Raw genomic sequence first — 15452 nt, 5'->3', positions numbered from 1 at the left:
CTCAAGACTGAAACGCTCGCGGCATGCAAAGAAAACCGATGATTCCGCGCCAGGACTGGTGCTCGCTGGCCGACGCGCTCGGCTTTCACTTTCATTCGATCGACGGCGCCCCGTACTGGGACGAGAGTCTGTGCTATGCCTTCACCCTGCGCCAGATCGAAGACGATCTGGAGGCCCCCACTGGCGAACTGCACGAGATGTGCCTGGCACTGGTCGAGGAGATCGTCGCCAGCGAACGCCTGATGCAGCGCATCGGTTTGCCACCGCACTGCTGGGATCTGGTGCGTCGCAGCTGGCTGGCGCGCCAGCCTTCGCTCTACGGGCGCATGGACTTTGCCTATGACGGCCGGGGGCCGGCGAAGCTCTACGAATACAACGCGGATACGCCAACGGCGCTTTATGAAGCGGCGCTGTTTCAGTGGGTGTGGCTCGAGCAGTGCCGTGAACGCGGCCTGCTGCCCGCGGAGGCGGACCAGTTCAACGCGATACAGGAAGCGTTGATCGCCAATCTGGCGGCGCAGGCGGCCCCCGGCGAGCGTATGCACTTCGCCTGTTGCGAGGATCACATCGAAGACATGGGAACGGTCACCTATCTCGCCGACTGCGCCGCCCAGGCCGGGCTCTCGAGCGAATGCCTGCACATCGAGACGATCGGCCACGCGCCGGGACGAGGCTTCGTCGACGCCAGCGGTGCGTCGATCGAGCGGCTGTTCAAGCTCTACCCCTGGGAGTGGATGTTCGACGAGACATTCGGGCGTTTTCTCGAGACGGCGCCAACCCGATTCGTCGAGCCACCGTGGAAGGCGATTCTCTCCAACAAGGCGATCCTGCCGCTGCTGTGGGAGCGCCACCCCGGCCATCCCAACCTGATTCCCGCCTGCTTCGCCGACACGCCGGACGCCGAGCGGCTCGGCGAACGCTGGGTCGCCAAGCCGTTCTTCTCCCGCGAGGGGGCCAATATCAGCGTCATCTCGCGCGCAGGTACGCTGTCGCAGACGGAGGGCCCCTATCACGCCGCGCCGGAATACAGCGTACTGCAGGCGTGGACACCACCGCCGACCCTGGGCGGCCAGCATCCGATCGTCGGCAGCTGGATCGTCGGCGACACGCCGGTGGGCATCGGTATCCGCGAGGACGCCGAGGCGATCACTCAGGATAGCTCGCGCTTCGTCCCCCACTGCATTCTGGAATGAGCCTTTGTCCTGGCGTGTGCCTGGATACGGGAAGGCACCGTTATTCTGGCGTGGGCCATCATGTTGTCATGAAGCGCTAGCGACGTCGCTTGCCGCGCCGGCGCTTCTTGGGCTGGTTGCTCCAGCGACGCCGATAGCGGGGCTCCTCACGCGGCAGCGTGTAGCCGGTGCGCGCTTCCCAATCGCTGACCGCCGCCGCCACCTGCGGCGCTCGCCGGCGTTCGAGCCACCAGGCGCCAAGGCTCGACGCCACCCAGGCGAGCGCGAAGGCCAGGTTGATCTGCAGGAATGCGATGATGCCCAGGATGGCAAAACAGAAAACCGCGATAAAGATCTCGAGAAAGAGCATCAGCCCGATGAACACGAACCCTTTCTCCCGCAGCAGCGTCCTGAACGAACGCGACGGCAGCGGTGGTAGAGAGTGCATGCCGTTCCAGTTCAGCTTCTGCAGGAAACTCGCGCGATCGTCGACATGCAATTTCTCGACGTTCGGGCGCGTCTCGCCCTCGGCCAGGGGCTGCTGATACGCGCTGCGCACCGGCCCCAGTTCGATCGCGTGGCCCGAGTTGATATGGAACAGCTCGCTGCTTTTCGACTTGAAGTAGTAAAGGTGCACGGGCAACCCGAAACGGCCACTCCAGAACAGATAAAGCGCCCCCATCGCGGCCCAGATCAGCACGATCAGGTTGGTATTGGTCAGCTGACCCACCCCCTCGTTGTCATAGAACAGCTGCAGCGAGAAGAGCCCGGCCGCCAGGTAAGGCAAATAGTTGATAGCGAGTTTCTGGCCCAGACAGTCCTGGCCGATCATCACCGCTTCGCGGGCTCGGTGATTGTCGAGATATCGATACATGGCGTGGTCGTCGAAACCGGTTGTCAAAAAAGATCATCAAACACCGCACCCGGAGCGCGGCGCCCACCTCTTCAGCCGACCGCGCGCGCCAGGCTGGCATGCGCGGTCTTGCCGAAGCCGCCGCGCGTCACGTGCGACGAGAAGCGACTCGGCAGTCCGCCGGACCGTTTGGCATAGTGGCGGCCGGTCTCCGCCAGATGCTGGCGGTTCATCGCCTGATCGTGAGGCTGCCGGCGCCCGAGATAGGAACCGTTGGCGCTGAAGAAATAGGGCGTGGGGCTGCTGTAGTACGCATGCTGCTGTTCGCCCTGGAGCGTGTTGTGGTCGACGGCGTAGATCGGCTGCAACTCGTCGATGGCGAGTGCCTCGGGAGCGATCTCGCCCGCGACGACCTTCGATAGCGCCGATCGCGAGACCATGAGCCCGCTCGGCGTCGGGCGATAGCGATCATCGTCATCGGCCTCGCAGTGCGAGAAGCGCGTCGCCCAGCGGTTCGAATAATCGGACTGGCGCCAGGTCACCGACGGGAAATCCAGCTGACAGTCCTCGAGGCTCGCATAGTTCGGGGCCACGCGAGCGTTGCGCTGGCGAGCTTCCTGGATCAGCCCCTCGCAGGTGGCGCCGGAAAGCGAATAATCGCCGGCACAGTCCGGCTGCAGGCGCAGAAAGCGCATGTGCTGGGTCATCGGTTGCCAGGCGTAGATGACCACCGGCACGCTGCTGATCAGCGTCAGTGCCAGCCGGGAGACACGTTTGCTGCGACGCGACCTGTCGAGTGCCGGTTCCTTGGCACGAGAGCGAATCGGACCTTTTACGGACATCTTGGGGTTCCTGATGAAATCGCGCAGCAGTTTATTATCAATTCACGCGCAACAATAGTTTCGATATCAGGCCCATTATCGGACGACGCGATAGCACTACACTGGTGGAGAGATAACGCAGGCGGACCACCGGGAGCGCGCGCCATGTTCGAGGGGTTTCGATCGTTCAACACACCGGTCGACGACGACGTGATCATCCATGGCGTCATCGGCGGTAGCGGGCCGCCCTTGCTGCTGCTGCACGGTCATCCCCAGACCCATGTCATCTGGCACCGGTTGGCACCACGTCTGGCCGAGCACTTCACCGTGATCGCGACCGACTTGCGCGGCTATGGCGACGCCTCCAAGCCACCCGGTGACGACACCCACGCTGCCTATAGCAAGCGACGCATGGCCGCCGACCAGGTCGCAGTGATGCGCCAACTTGGCTTCGACCGTTTCCGGCTCTGCGGCCACGATCGCGGCGGGCGCGTCGCGCACCGTCTCGCGCTGGATCACGCCGAGCGGGTCGAGAAGCTGATGCTGCTGGATATCGCCCCGACGCTGGCGATGTACGAAAAGACCGATCTCGCCTTCGCGACCGCCTACTGGCACTGGTTCTTCCTGATCCAGCCGGCGCCGCTGCCGGAATCCTGGATCGAGGCCGCCCCCGGCGACTACGTCACCCGGATCCTGGGCAGTCGCCCGGCCGGGCTCGCGCCCTTCGACCCCGCGGCGATCGCCGAATACCAGCGTTGTCTGGCCTTGCCGGGTGCCGCTCACGGTCTATGCGAAGACTATCGCGCCTCGCGCACCATCGATCTCGAGCATGATCGCGCCGACCGCGCAGCCGGCCGCCACCTGCGCATACCCACGCGTGTGCTCTGGGGAAAACTCGGCGTGATCGAGCGCTGCTTCGATGCACTCGCCGAGTGGCGCGAGATCGCCGTGTCGCCCGTCGACGGCGGCCCCCTTCCCTGCGGCCACTATCTTCCCGAGGAAGCCCCCGATGCGGTCTTCCAGCAGCTCATCGACTTCATGAGGTAAACCAACCATGGCCCCGCAACAGACACACCGAATCGCGGTAATCCCCGGCGACGGCATCGGCACCGAGGTGATGCCGGAAGGACTCAGAGTGCTCGAGGCCGCGGCGAAGCGCTTCGATATCGCGCTCGAGTTCGAGACCTTCGCCTTCGGCAGCTGCGACTACTATCTCGAATACGGCCAGATGCTGCCGGATGACTGGTTCGAGACACTCTCCCGTTTCGACGCGATCTTCTACGGCGCGGTCGGCTGGCCCGAGAAGGTACCCGACCATATTTCGCTGTGGGGATCGCTGCTGCAGTTCCGTCGCCACTTCGACCAGTACATCAATTTGCGTCCTTGTCGTTTGATGCCCGGCATCAAGAGCCCGCTGGCGGACCGACAGCCCGGCGATATCGATTTTTATGTCGTGCGCGAAAACACCGAGGGCGAGTACTCAAGCATCGGTGGCAAGATCTTCGAGGGCACCCCGCGCGAAACGGTAATGCAGGAAACGGTCATGACCCGCACCGGGGTCGACCGGGTGCTGAGATACGCCTTTGACCTGGCGCAGAGCCGGCCGCGCAGAAAGCTCACCTCGGCGACCAAGTCCAACGGCATCTCGATCACCATGCCCTACTGGGACGAACGGGTGAAAGCCATGGCGAAGGGTTACCCGGAGGTCAGCGTCGACCAGTTCCACATCGATATCCTGACGGCCAACTTCGTACTGCACCCCGACTGGTTCGATGTGGTGGTCGCCAGCAACCTCTTCGGCGACATCCTCTCGGATCTCGGCCCGGCGTGTACCGGTACGATCGGCATCGCGCCCTCGGCCAACATCAATCCGGAAGGTGACTTCCCCAGCCTGTTCGAGCCGGTCCACGGCAGCGCACCGGATATCGCCGGCCAGGGCATTGCCAACCCGATCGGCCAGATCTGGAGTGGCGCGATGATGCTCGAGCATCTCGGCTACACCGACGCCGGCGCTGCTATCGTCGCGGCCATCGAGCAGGTGCTCGGCAGCGATGACCGGGCACCGCTGACACCGGATCTCAAGGGGCAGGGCAAGACCGCCGACCTGGGCCAAGCGATCGTCGCGGCGCTGGGCTGACGGACGGGCGTCAGTCGTCGTCCGACACCGCCCCCGTCAGTGCCTCGCGACGATACTGGGCTCCCAGCGCCTGCCGCAGATGTTCGTAGAGCGGCCTCACCGACGCGCTGAGTTCAACCTCAGCGCGTCGCTGATCGATATAGTAGGCTGCCCGAGTGCCAAGCAGCTCCACGCTGGGGCTGACCTGAGTAAAGCAGAGGCCGACGCGCGCCAACAGGCGCTGGAAGCGCGGCTCGATCATGGCAAGGACGTGGTGCCGTTCGGTCAGGCCGCTGAGCGCCGTCGCGCAAAGGTTGAGCGCAACACCCGTGAGGCCGAACAGCCGACGCTCATGCTGGCTGAAGATCTGCCGCTCCAGTGCTGTCGCGCCCTCGGTCTCTCGCCCGCCGGTGCGAAAGAATCGCGGGATGGCGACGCGCGAGATCTCGCAAAGTGTCTCGCGACGCAACTGGGACAGGCCCGGATCGAGCGGCAGCTGCAACTCGCGACAGTATTTCTCCACCGGCAGCGTCAGCGCATTGCCGTCGAGGCCTGCCGCGATCACCACCCGCAGGCAGCCGATGGGCAGGCCGCTCTCCCGGTGTTCGATCAGGCAGTGGAGGGCGTTGGCGTCAAAGGCATCGCGCTCCAGGCGCTCGGCATCGTCGTTAGCGAAGAAGTCGAGCTCCTCGCAGAAGACCCGATGCCGCAGCGCAAAGACCCGTCGTTTGTCTTCCTCGCGGGTCGCGAGTACGAGGCGAAACGCCTCGAGAAAGTCATGACCGGGAGCCGCTACGGCCCCCACCTCCCGGCCCTCATCTGACCACCGCCGCGGAAGCGCGGACGGGTCTTCCCAAATAGAATCCCTGGACATAGTCGATATTGTAGCTTTTGAGATAGGGCAGAATGGATGGCTTGTCGACGAACTCCGCGACGGTTTTCTTGCCCATACCCCGGGCGATGTCCGCGATAGCCTTGACGATGAGCTGATTCTCCTCGCTCTCCGGTAACGTCATGATGAAGGAACCGTCGATCTTGATGTAGTCCGACGGCAGCTGACCCAGGTAATAAAAACTACTGAAACCGACGCCGAAGTCATCAAGCGCCACCTGACAACCCAGATGCCGGATCTCCTCGAGTATCCCGCGGGCCGATGTAAAGTCGGTGACAGCGGCGGTTTCCGTCACCTCCACGATCAATCGCCGCGGCGCCACGCCATGGCGGTGGAACTCGTTCGCCATGAAATCGGTGAGCTCACGATCGTGTAGCGACTGACCGGAGAGATTGATCGCCAGGCTGGCCGCGGTATCGACATAAGCGGCGATCAGCTCGATACCCTTGGCGATCACCCAGCGATCGATGGCGGCAATCTGGCCATTCCGCTCCGCGACCGGAATGAAGGCCCCCGGGGAAAGATAGCTGCCGTCCGGCTCGCGCAGCCGCAGCAGCGCCTCGTAGTGCTTCACCTCGAGATCGCTCAACTGGAAAATCGGCTGCACCATCAACTCGAACTCGTCGCCCAGCAGCGCGCTACGGATACGCTCGGCCCAGTACACCCGCTGCTTGAGCTCTTCGCGGCCCTGCTGATCGGGCAGCAGCAGATGCCAGCGCTTGGCGGCATCTTCCTTGGCCCGGTACATGGCATAGTCGGCGTTGGCCATCAGTTCATCCGGCCGCGCACCGTGATCGGGATACGCGGCGATGCCGATGCTGGCACTGGCGCGATGGGTACGCCCGTGGATATGCAGGCTCTGCTGATCGAGATGCGCCGCGATGCTGGCGGCCAACTCGACAGCCTCGGCGGTCGTGGCGTGATCCATCAGGACCGCGAACTCGTCGCCGCCAAGACGAGCTACGATATTGCCCTGGGTCAGCTCCGTCAGCGTTGCCGCCACCATACGTAGCAGTCGATCACCCGACTGATGCCCGCTCAGCTCGTTGACGTCCTTGAAGCGGTCAAGATCCAGATAGAGCACGGCGCCGAACGCCTCGGTCACCATTGCCCGCCGTAGCGCTTCCTCGAAGAAGCGCCGATTGTAGAGCTCGGTCAGCGGGTCGCGATTGGCCAACCAAGCCAGTCGGTTCTCCGCCAGCTTGCGGTCGGTGATATCGACACCGACCGAGAGTAGCTCGAGGCTGTGGTCGTCGAGCTGCAGTGGCGTGTGGTACCAGGCGATCGTACGCAGTTCGCCGCCGACCGAGAGAAAACTGCTTTCCTGCTGGCCGCCATGGCGCAGGAATTCATCGACATCGAAGACATCGGTCGAGAAGACCTGCTGGAAGTTTCGCTGCTGGAGCGCGGCCTCGCTCAATCCAGTCATCGACTGACAGAGGTGATTGGTCAGGGTGATGCCACCGTCACGACGGTGCGTCAGGATCAGCACCTGTGCCGTGTTCATCAAGCTGCGGATAAAGTCCCGCTCGCGCGCCAGCTCCTTGACGCGCGCTTCCAGCTGGAGACCACGCTTGCCGACTTCGTTCTCCAACCCTTCCAGCTGGATTTCCAACTCGATGGCGGTAGCCTCTAGCGTATCGATCTCATCGACGAAAAAAGCCGGGCGCTTACGCCCTTCCCGCCGCATGACATCGTATTGGCGGCTCGCCAGTAACGGCAGTCGACGGCTGATCTGTTTCAACTGGCCCATGCGGTAACGCAGAATCAGATAGAGCAGGATCTCGGCTCCCAACCAGCCACCAAGCGAGATCAGCAGAATCGTCCGCGTGGTGCCTTCGATCTCGGCAAGCTGCTCGGTCACGTCCGAGACCAGCAGGAAATAGCCCGAATGTCCTGCGCCCTCCTGGCTGCCCGCGATGGGCAATGCGGAAATCTCGTAGCGACGCCCCCCCGCCGTATCGCGGAAGATTCGATTCTTAACGCGGTCGAAACCGATCTCCTTCGACAGCGAGCTCAGAACAGGGTAGAGCACGGACTCGTGTGTCAACGCCGCCAGCGACGTCCGCCACCCGTCGAGATAACGCCCTCGGTCGTTATCCCCCTCAGCCTCCACAAGCAGTGCCACATCACTACCGGAGCTGCTTCCGACGTAACGCGTCACATCGGCCAGCGAGCGCGAAACCATCACCACGCCGGCGTCGGTGCCGCTGGCCAGAACCGGCACCGCCACATACTGCTGGCAGTCGCGACGGCAGACCAGGCGGTCGGCCGGTTGCTCGTCGGCGAGGACACGCTCGAGCCATGGCCGATCCCGCAGCTCTTGCGGTGTGGCTCGCCCCTGCGTGGCCAGCGGCGACAGCTCGCGATCGTAGACGACGAGCTCGTCAACCCCGGCGTCCAGCTGCAGGGTCGGCCAGAGTGCATTCAGCGACTGCGCGGCCATCGCTTCATCCCGCGCCAGCAGCGCACGCCCTAGGTTGGCGGCAGAGGCCACCAGGCTGCTCATCTGGCGCATGCTATCGGCGGAGCGTTGGATATTGAGCGTGACCTCCTCGCGCTGGCGATCGTAGAAGGTCTCTCGCGAGCGCTCGAACTGCGCCATCAGAGAGTGATAGCTGACCCAGACGATCAGGCTGGTTAGCGCCAGCAGCAGCAGGCTGGTGAGCAGCATCGCCCGCCATTTAAGATCCAGCCGAAGCGGCCGATCGCGTCTTCGCATCTCAAGGCATCCAGAGGCACGCTAGGCCGGTTCAGAAGGAATAGGAGAGCTGGAAGAGGAGCATGTTCCAGTACTTCTCTTGCGTACGCAGCTCGGAGCTGTCCTGGTACGGCAGCCATCCCGTCCCCTCGACGTTGTGCAGTTCGGCGGCCACGAGCAGACGGGAGAGCGGCTGCCACTGCAGGCCGACGGTCCAGTCCTTGGCATAACGTGTGAAGGCAGGCAGGCCGGTACGGGAGGCATAGTCGTGTCCACTCGGGTCGCTGCGATCCGTCGTCAGCGAGTCGTAGCGCAGCAGCCACTGCCAGTCGTCGTCGAGACGACGCGTCAGCTGCACGTACCAGCTCTCTCCGGTGAAGTCGTAGTTGTAGCGATCATCGAAGCCGCTCGAACGTACCCGGCGAATGGCATACTCCGTCGTGAAGGACCACGCCTCACGATTGTACTGAAACGACAGAATCCAGGGCTGGAAGGAGAAGTTGCCGTCGCCCGGGCCGTCGGCATTGGCGTTCAGCCCGGCATTCACGTCGGCGTAAGTGAGCGCATAGATCAGGCGACCACCGCTCTGCTCGTAGCGCAGTTGGCCGATGAAGGAGGAGTCGCCCGCGTAGTGCCCCAGGTCGTCACGACCGAACGCGGAGATTTCCGACTGCTCGTCCATCCGCGGCTTGCCCGCGCCCAACTGCAGCCGCAAGACACCATCGTCGAGCAGGCGCTCGACGTACCCCGTCGCCCCATCGGCCGCGAGTGCGGGCTGGCGCGTGCGATCGAAATAGATCGACTGCGGCAGCAGAATGCTGGGCCGCGTGATCGGAATGTCACGCGTCTGGTTGTATAGCCCTAGCGGATTCTTGAAGCGCCCGAGCTGCACCCCGGCGGTCGTCTCGACATCGTTGAAGAACTGGTAATCGATAACGCCGTAGTCGAGTTCCACCTCGTCCAGTCGCTGAATGTCGCCCGCCTGCCGCGCCAGCACCTGACCGGCCACCAGCACATTGTCGAACGGGCGAAAGGAAGCATTGAGGCCCAGCTCGGTATACTCCCAGCTGCCGCCACCTTCGCTGCTCGGGCCGAAGAAGTCATTATGGTCGCTCACGATCAGCGCTTGGCTCAGGAAGCCGTGCACCTGCAGCGTATTCATGGCATCTACCGCTCGCGCGTCCGGCGCAAAGACCGTCGCCAGACCGGCGCAACAGCCGATCACGGACAAAGGCATCCATCTAGTCAATGTCGAGCACCTGTACCTGAGAGCTCAGGCTGGACGGGTTGAGATAACCGATGCTGCCCGGCGTGGAAGCCACCGCGCGCAGCATCGCGGCGCCATCGGCCACTTGGTTGGGTGCCTGACCGGTGCCGGAGAAGACGGCGCGGTCCCACGCCAGTCGCAATTGATGGGGGAAGACGCCGAGCACGCGCTTGGCAAAGGCTTCATGCAGCGCCGCGTCGTCCGGCAGCACGAAGACATGGATCGCCTGGCCGCTCGGCAACGTGCGCTGACGCATGGCGAAGATCGCGCGGACCATCTCCAGCGATAGCGTCGTTCGCTGGACGGATGGATTGGCGATCAGCACGACCGAATCGGCCTCTTCGGCCTGGCCGACCGTGGCGACGAGCGTACACAGCACGAGCAGGCTGCCCCTCAGCCATTGCCGCATTCGACATCCCCTCGTCGTGCGCCACGTGCGTAAGCCACTGCTCTGATAGAGGTCGTCAACCACAAGCTCCTGCCTGATACGATCACGCTGCGACCCATCGGCCGGGTCGACAACGGCCGCCGCCATCATCCCATATTTCACTTATGAAGATTTATCTGAACAGATGGGGAAAAGCGGATCACTTTCCGCTATGGCTCTCGGAGATCTCGCACGTGGCCCTGTCATCATGGCTTCCCCTCTATTGTTCTAATCGACCGACGCGTCTCGCTCTTTATATGGCGGCGAGTACGAAAAACATCATGCCTTTCCAGCATAGCCGGATAGAACAGCGCCGCCATAGACCTGTGACGACGGTTCTTCGTCACGACACGACATGCGGCCCCCCGCCCCCATCCCGGCACCGGCATCGCATTGTCGCGAACCCGCTGCCGATAACCTACGCTGACAAGGGCCGCTACCGCGGAAGCCCATCTACCGACAGGGACGTGTTGGAAAGATTGAAAACGGGCTGGAAAGATCGATACGTGCCCAAAAAGCTTGGGGACGCACCGAAAAAGCATGAGAGGGACACCCTCCACAAGGATGAGGACAGAGACCATGACAATTTTCGAAGCCCTGCGCGAAAGCCACGACAGACAGCGCCGCCTGCTCGACCTGCTGGTGCAGACCCACGGCGATAGTGAGGGCCGCGACGAGCTGTTCAAGCGCGTACGCGACGAGCTGGCGCACCATGCGGCCGCCGAAGAGCGCGCACTGTATATTCCAATGATGGAATACGACATGACGCAGGAAAAAGCGCGTCATAGCGTGGCCGAGCATCACGAGATCGACGAACTGCTCGAATCGCTGGAAGCCACCGACTATGCCTCGCCGAGCTGGCTGGCCAGTGCCAAGAAACTGCAGCACCTGGTGACTCACCACTTGGATGAGGAAGAGCAGGAAGTGTTCCAGCTCGCCGGGCGCGCACTCGAGGACAGCGCCAAGACGTCGCTGGCCGAGACTTACCGCCAAGAACGTGCCGCCCATCAGGCCAGCTGACCCGCGTTGCAACTTTTTCGCATCGGGAGACTCTCAACAACAGTCGTCAAAGGAATGACCCTAATGCTGTTGCCCTCGAGTCTCCCGCGTTTTCCCCGCCTGACATGGCTGGCGCCCTTCACCCTGCTCGCCGGCTGTACCGGCTTGCCCGAGGGCACCCAACCCGTCTCCGGCTTCCAGCTCGACGACTATCTCGGCCAATGGTACGAGATCGCGCGCCTCGACCACGGTTTCGAAGCGGGTCTCGAGTGCGTCACGGCGGAGTACACACGGGCCGAGAATGGTGGCATCCAGGTCATCAACCGCGGCTTCGATCCCGAAAGCCAGCGCTGGGAAAGTGCCGAAGGGCATGCCAGCTTCGTCGACCAGCCAAATATCGGCCGCCTCAAGGTCAGTTTCTTCGGCCCCTTCTACGCGGGCTACAACGTGCTGGCACTCGACCCGGACTATCGCCATGCGCTGGTGGCCGGCCCCGATCGTGACTATCTCTGGATTCTCGCCCGCGAACCAACGCTGGACGCCACGACCTACGACGGGCTGGTCGACAGAGCCCGCGAGCTGGATTTCCCGGTCGACGAACTGATCCAAGTCTCGCAGTCACCGGAGCAGTGCGGCAATCGCGACATACCCGACACCACGCCACGCTGATCGCGGTCAACAAGCGCACGGTGGTCGCCACCAGCTCGAACTTTGGTCTAGAACATCGCCCTCGGTACCCCCGTCGCGCCTGCCGACTCCTATAGTGGAGCGCACCTGCGCTTAGCTTGAACCCATCACGAGCTAAGGCGTGCCACCCGCAAGGAGCCTTCCATGTCGTTGAACCGTATGTCGTTGAACCGTCGAGCATTGCTGCGTAACAGTGCCATTCTGGGTGCCGCTACCGTCGTATCGCCCTCACTGCTGGCCCAGAGCGAAGGGACGCCACCGTCGCGCTACCCGGACGCTGCCTGGCAGGTACTGGATGATCGCTTCAAGGATTACTACCTGTTCAACGCTCCCCTCGAGCGCCACTGGTCGGGCGGGCTCTGGCTGGAAGGGCCGGCGTGGAACGCCGTCGGCCGCTACGCCGTGTTCAGCGATATCCCCCGGGCACGGCAGATGCGCTGGGACGAGCGCTCCGGCGAGGTCAGCGTGCTGCGCGAAGGCGTCGGCCATTCCAACGGCAATGCCTTCGACCATCATGGCCGCCTGGTGGCCTGCGAGCACTCGCCGGCCCGGGTGGTGCGCTATGAGTGGGATGGCAGCGTGACCGTCCTCGCCAGCCACTATCAGGGCGAGTCGCTCAATGCGCCCAACGACCTGGTCGTGCTTCCCAACGATGCCATCCTCTTCACCGACCCGGGCTACGGTGCCCATGTCGACTACGAGGGCGAGAAGCGCGAGCTGGCGCTGAAGCCGGCGGTCTATTACGTCGACGACAGCCTGGACGAGCCGCTGCTGCTGACCGATCAGCCGGGCAAGCCCAACGGCGCCGCGCTCTCTGCCGACGGTCGCCAGCTCTATATCAGCGACACCGCACCCTCGCACTTCCCCGACCGACCCGCCACGGTCTCGCGCTGGCAGCTCGCCGAGGACGGCAAGTCGCTCGGCGAGCGAGAAGTCGTCGTCTCCAGCCAGCAGGAGGAGAGCTACGACGGCATCGCCCTCGATCAGGACGGCAATCTTTGGGCCGCCGTCTCCGGCGGCGAGGGGCACGACGGCGTCTCGATCTTCGCGCCCGACGGCGACCGCATCGGACGTATCCTGCTGCCGGAAGTGTGCGGCAACCTCTGTTTCGTCGGCGAACACCGCAATCGCCTGCTGATGACGGCCAGCCGCTCGATCTACACGCTTCACACCAATACGCGAGGCGTCTGACGCCGCTTCGTATCACTCTCCCGTAGGCGGCCCCGCTTTCACGATGGGGCCGCCTTTTTTCACCGGTTCGACGGCCCGTGTTGTCGAGCGTGTCATCCCAGGTAAGCTGGCGTCAGACTTCCCGCTGGCCCCAGGGCGTACCGACCATGTCCCACTGCCGATGCACGACCGACCCGCAGCGCCCCTTTTTTCAGCCCCGCCGAGCCGACGGAGGTGGCCATGCTGGATGAATGGCTGAGCCTGACACTGGACGAAGCGGAGCCGGCAGTCGCCAGAACCGGCAGCCTGCCGGGCGGCCACTATCGAGTGCTCGGCCGAGGCCTACTCGAGCTGACACCCGCGCATCGCACTCCGGATGCCCGTAGTCTGGTGCTCTCGGCAGGGATTCACGGCAACGAGACGGCACCGATCGAACTGCTTGGCGAGTGGCTCGCCGCGCTGGAATCCGGCCGTCTGACGCTGGGTGCACCGATCCTGGTCATACTCGGTAACCTGCCCGCCATCCGCGCCCAGACGCGCTTCCTCACCACCAATCTCAACCGACTGTTTCGCCGCGATCTCGAAGCCACCGGCGACGAACCGGCGCGCGCGCGTGAGCTAATGCAGGCCGTGGACGAGTTCTTCACCCGCCATTCGACATGGCCGCTGCATCTCGATATGCATACCGCAATCCGCGACAGCCGCTATCCGCGTTTCGCCGTGGTGCCTTATACCGAAGAGTCTCCCGACGCCTACTGGCCCGCGCTGGCCGGCGCGGGGCTGCAGGCCGTGCTGTTTCAGCATCAGCACAGCTGGACCTTCTCGCACTATTCGCGCCACTATCATCATGCCGAGGCCTACACCCTGGAGCTCGGCAAGGTGCAACCCTTCGGCGCCAATGATCTCGAGGCACTCGAGGGCATGCGCAACTGGCTGGCCGCCCTCGGCGAGGGCCGCGCCGCGCCCGCGGGCTCGCTCGAGTCGTTGCACTTCTTTCGCGTAGCCCATGAGCTGATGCGCCACAGCGAGCAGTTCACGCTGGGCTTCGCCGAGGATGTCGCCAACTTCACCGAATTCCCCGCCGGCACCACTCTGGCGGAAGATGCCCGGGCGGGCGCCTTTCTGGTCGATGGTGCGCCACTGGCCGTCGTCTTTCCCAACGCCAACGTCGAGATCGGCGCCCGCGCCGCGCTGCTGGTCCGACCGACGCCAGCACCGGAACCTGGCGGATGATTGGCGCGTCGACGCGTTAGCAGTACAGTCGCCACCATTCGCCCACATACCTCACCACGCCCGCCGTGCGACTCAATAACGACAAGATTCAGGAGTTTTCCCCGATGAACAACGAGTTATCCCCAAACCCGTGTCCCTATGCCGCGCCCCCCGCCAGGGTCGCGCGCACCTCGTCTGGAACCTGGCGGCGAAACTGCTAGAATCGCCGCATTTTTCGCCGGGGAGTCGGCAGTGCCAGTGTCATCGTGATAGCCAACCGTCGATGACAAGATCAGGCCTTTCAGACGCCGCAGGACTTCCCGCCAGCCAACCCATTCGGTGGACCCTCTCATGGCCGCGACCCCTATCCCGCTGGAAGCGCGGGGCATCAAGAAGCGCTTCGGCGATCACGAAGTCCTCAAGGGGCTTTCCCTGCAGGCCCACAAGGGTGACGTCATCACCCTGATCGGCGCCTCCGGTTCCGGCAAGAGCACGTTTTTGCGCTGCATGAACCTGCTCGAGCAGCCCGACGAGGGCGACCTGATCGTGCACGGCGAGGCGATCAATTTCCGCACCACTCAACGCGGCCGCGAACCCGCCAACTGGAAACAGGTCGAGCGCATTCGCGCCAAGCTGTCGATGGTGTTCCAGAACTTCAATCTCTGGGCCCACATGACGCTGCTCGAGAATGTCATCGAGGCGCCGGTTCATGTGCTTGGCAAGCCCAGAACCGAGGCTATTGCCCAGGCACGCGACCTGCTCGACCGGGTCGGCCTGCTGGATCGCGCCGACTACTATCCGACCCAGATGTCCGGCGGCCAACAGCAGCGTGGCGCGATTGCCCGGGCGCTGGCGATGGACCCGGAAGTCATGCTGTTCGACGAGCCGACGTCGGCACTCGACCCCGAACTGGTCGGCGACGTGCTCAAGGTGATGCGCGGCCTGGCGGACGAGGGCCGTACCATGATTCTGGTCACCCACGAGATCGCCTTCGCCCGCGATGTCTCGAGCCAGGTGATCTATCTGCATCAGGGTGTGATCGAGGAGTCCGGCACGCCTGCCGAGGTGCTCGACAATCCGCGCTCCGAACGCCTGCGCCAGTTCCTGGCGCCCAAGCACTGAGGCGAGCGACTCG

At 63.7% G+C, this 15452-nt stretch carries 14 protein-coding genes; 8 read left to right on the top strand and 6 right to left on the bottom strand.

What is annotated here, in order from left to right:
- The first annotated feature begins 38 nt into the window (after window positions 1–38).
- Window positions 39–1193 (top strand): glutathionylspermidine synthase family protein, encoded by a 1155-nt coding sequence (locus tag MC381_RS10695; RefSeq protein ID WP_374708170.1) that lies wholly within the window; start codon window positions 39–41, stop codon window positions 1191–1193.
- 76 nt (window positions 1194–1269) lie between these two features.
- Here the strand turns inward: MC381_RS10695 and MC381_RS10690 are convergent, their stop codons facing one another.
- Window positions 1270–2046 carry a hypothetical protein gene (locus MC381_RS10690; RefSeq protein ID WP_251977740.1) on the bottom strand — a complete coding sequence of 259 codons (777 nt, stop codon included), beginning with the start codon at window positions 2044–2046 and terminating at the stop codon, window positions 1270–1272.
- A gap of 71 nt (window positions 2047–2117) precedes the next feature.
- Entirely contained in the window at window positions 2118–2867 is a 750-nt protein-coding gene (locus tag MC381_RS10685; RefSeq protein WP_251977739.1) for a DUF1190 domain-containing protein, read from the bottom strand.
- Window positions 2868–3011: 144 nt separating this feature from the next.
- Between MC381_RS10685 and MC381_RS10680 the strand changes: the two genes are divergently transcribed.
- Together MC381_RS10680 and MC381_RS10675 are read left to right on the top strand one after the other, a co-directional pair.
- A complete protein-coding gene (locus MC381_RS10680) occupies window positions 3012–3893 on the top strand; it encodes an alpha/beta fold hydrolase (protein WP_251977738.1) in 882 nt (293 codons plus the stop codon).
- 7 nt (window positions 3894–3900) lie between these two features.
- Window positions 3901–4983, top strand: a complete 1083-nt coding sequence (locus MC381_RS10675) for a tartrate dehydrogenase (protein ID WP_251977737.1) — start codon at window positions 3901–3903, stop codon at window positions 4981–4983.
- A gap of 10 nt (window positions 4984–4993) precedes the next feature.
- Here MC381_RS10675 and MC381_RS10670 read toward each other — a convergent pair whose 3' ends face one another.
- Genes MC381_RS10670 through MC381_RS10655 form a run of 4 tightly spaced genes read right to left on the bottom strand, consistent with a single transcriptional unit; the run spans window position 4994 to window position 10231 of the window.
- The gene (locus MC381_RS10670) at window positions 4994–5767 is read right to left on the bottom strand and encodes a PEP-CTERM/exosortase system-associated acyltransferase (protein ID WP_251977736.1); all 774 of its coding nucleotides are present in this window, start codon (window positions 5765–5767) and stop codon (window positions 4994–4996) included.
- Between the two features lie 10 nt (window positions 5768–5777).
- On the bottom strand, window positions 5778–8576 hold the full coding sequence (locus tag MC381_RS10665) for a bifunctional diguanylate cyclase/phosphodiesterase (RefSeq protein ID WP_251977735.1): 2799 nt from the start codon (window positions 8574–8576) through the stop codon (window positions 5778–5780).
- A gap of 31 nt (window positions 8577–8607) precedes the next feature.
- Entirely contained in the window at window positions 8608–9792 is a 1185-nt protein-coding gene (locus MC381_RS10660) for a porin family protein (RefSeq protein WP_251977734.1), read from the bottom strand.
- A 4-nt stretch (window positions 9793–9796) separates the two neighbouring features.
- Window positions 9797–10231: a type 2 periplasmic-binding domain-containing protein gene (locus MC381_RS10655; RefSeq protein ID WP_251977733.1), complete on the bottom strand. Its 435-nt coding sequence runs from the start codon at window positions 10229–10231 to the stop codon at window positions 9797–9799.
- A 597-nt stretch (window positions 10232–10828) separates the two neighbouring features.
- On the opposite strand from MC381_RS10655, the gene MC381_RS10650 reads away from it, so the two are divergent.
- From MC381_RS10650 to MC381_RS10630, 5 genes are all read left to right on the top strand, one after another.
- The gene (locus tag MC381_RS10650; protein ID WP_251977732.1) at window positions 10829–11269 is read left to right on the top strand and encodes a hemerythrin domain-containing protein; all 441 of its coding nucleotides are present in this window, start codon (window positions 10829–10831) and stop codon (window positions 11267–11269) included.
- A gap of 63 nt (window positions 11270–11332) precedes the next feature.
- On the top strand, window positions 11333–11917 hold the full coding sequence (locus tag MC381_RS10645) for a lipocalin family protein (RefSeq protein ID WP_251977731.1): 585 nt from the start codon (window positions 11333–11335) through the stop codon (window positions 11915–11917).
- Between the two features lie 162 nt (window positions 11918–12079).
- On the top strand, window positions 12080–13126 hold the full coding sequence (locus MC381_RS10640) for an SMP-30/gluconolactonase/LRE family protein (protein ID WP_251977730.1): 1047 nt from the start codon (window positions 12080–12082) through the stop codon (window positions 13124–13126).
- A gap of 219 nt (window positions 13127–13345) precedes the next feature.
- Window positions 13346–14338, top strand: coding sequence for a succinylglutamate desuccinylase (locus MC381_RS10635; protein ID WP_251977729.1), 993 nt, complete (start codon window positions 13346–13348; stop codon window positions 14336–14338).
- A 330-nt stretch (window positions 14339–14668) separates the two neighbouring features.
- A complete protein-coding gene (locus tag MC381_RS10630) occupies window positions 14669–15439 on the top strand; it encodes an ABC transporter ATP-binding protein (protein ID WP_251977728.1) in 771 nt (256 codons plus the stop codon).
- Window positions 15440–15452 lie beyond the last annotated feature (13 nt).

Origin of the sequence: Salinicola avicenniae (assembly GCF_023736115.1) — a bacterium.
Lineage (GTDB): Bacteria > Pseudomonadota > Gammaproteobacteria > Pseudomonadales > Halomonadaceae > Salinicola > Salinicola avicenniae.
The sequence above is the reverse complement of the archived record's forward strand: the minus strand, read 5'-3'. Positions and strand labels throughout refer to the sequence as shown.

Coding starts and splice junctions, on each gene's coding strand:
- MC381_RS10695 (WP_374708170.1), top strand. CDS start 39: ATGATTCCGCGCCAGGACTGGTGCTCGCTGGCCGACGCGCTCGGCTTT.
- MC381_RS10690 (WP_251977740.1), bottom strand. CDS start 2,046: ATGTATCGATATCTCGACAATCACCGAGCCCGCGAAGCGGTGATGATC.
- MC381_RS10685 (WP_251977739.1), bottom strand. CDS start 2,867: ATGTCCGTAAAAGGTCCGATTCGCTCTCGTGCCAAGGAACCGGCACTC.
- MC381_RS10680 (WP_251977738.1), top strand. CDS start 3,012: ATGTTCGAGGGGTTTCGATCGTTCAACACACCGGTCGACGACGACGTG.
- MC381_RS10675 (WP_251977737.1), top strand. CDS start 3,901: ATGGCCCCGCAACAGACACACCGAATCGCGGTAATCCCCGGCGACGGC.
- MC381_RS10665 (WP_251977735.1), bottom strand. CDS start 8,576: ATGCGAAGACGCGATCGGCCGCTTCGGCTGGATCTTAAATGGCGGGCG.
- MC381_RS10660 (WP_251977734.1), bottom strand. CDS start 9,792: ATGCCTTTGTCCGTGATCGGCTGTTGCGCCGGTCTGGCGACGGTCTTT.
- MC381_RS10655 (WP_251977733.1), bottom strand. CDS start 10,231: ATGCGGCAATGGCTGAGGGGCAGCCTGCTCGTGCTGTGTACGCTCGTC.
- MC381_RS10650 (WP_251977732.1), top strand. CDS start 10,829: ATGACAATTTTCGAAGCCCTGCGCGAAAGCCACGACAGACAGCGCCGC.
- MC381_RS10645 (WP_251977731.1), top strand. CDS start 11,333: ATGCTGTTGCCCTCGAGTCTCCCGCGTTTTCCCCGCCTGACATGGCTG.
- MC381_RS10640 (WP_251977730.1), top strand. CDS start 12,080: ATGTCGTTGAACCGTATGTCGTTGAACCGTCGAGCATTGCTGCGTAAC.
- MC381_RS10635 (WP_251977729.1), top strand. CDS start 13,346: ATGCTGGATGAATGGCTGAGCCTGACACTGGACGAAGCGGAGCCGGCA.
- MC381_RS10630 (WP_251977728.1), top strand. CDS start 14,669: ATGGCCGCGACCCCTATCCCGCTGGAAGCGCGGGGCATCAAGAAGCGC.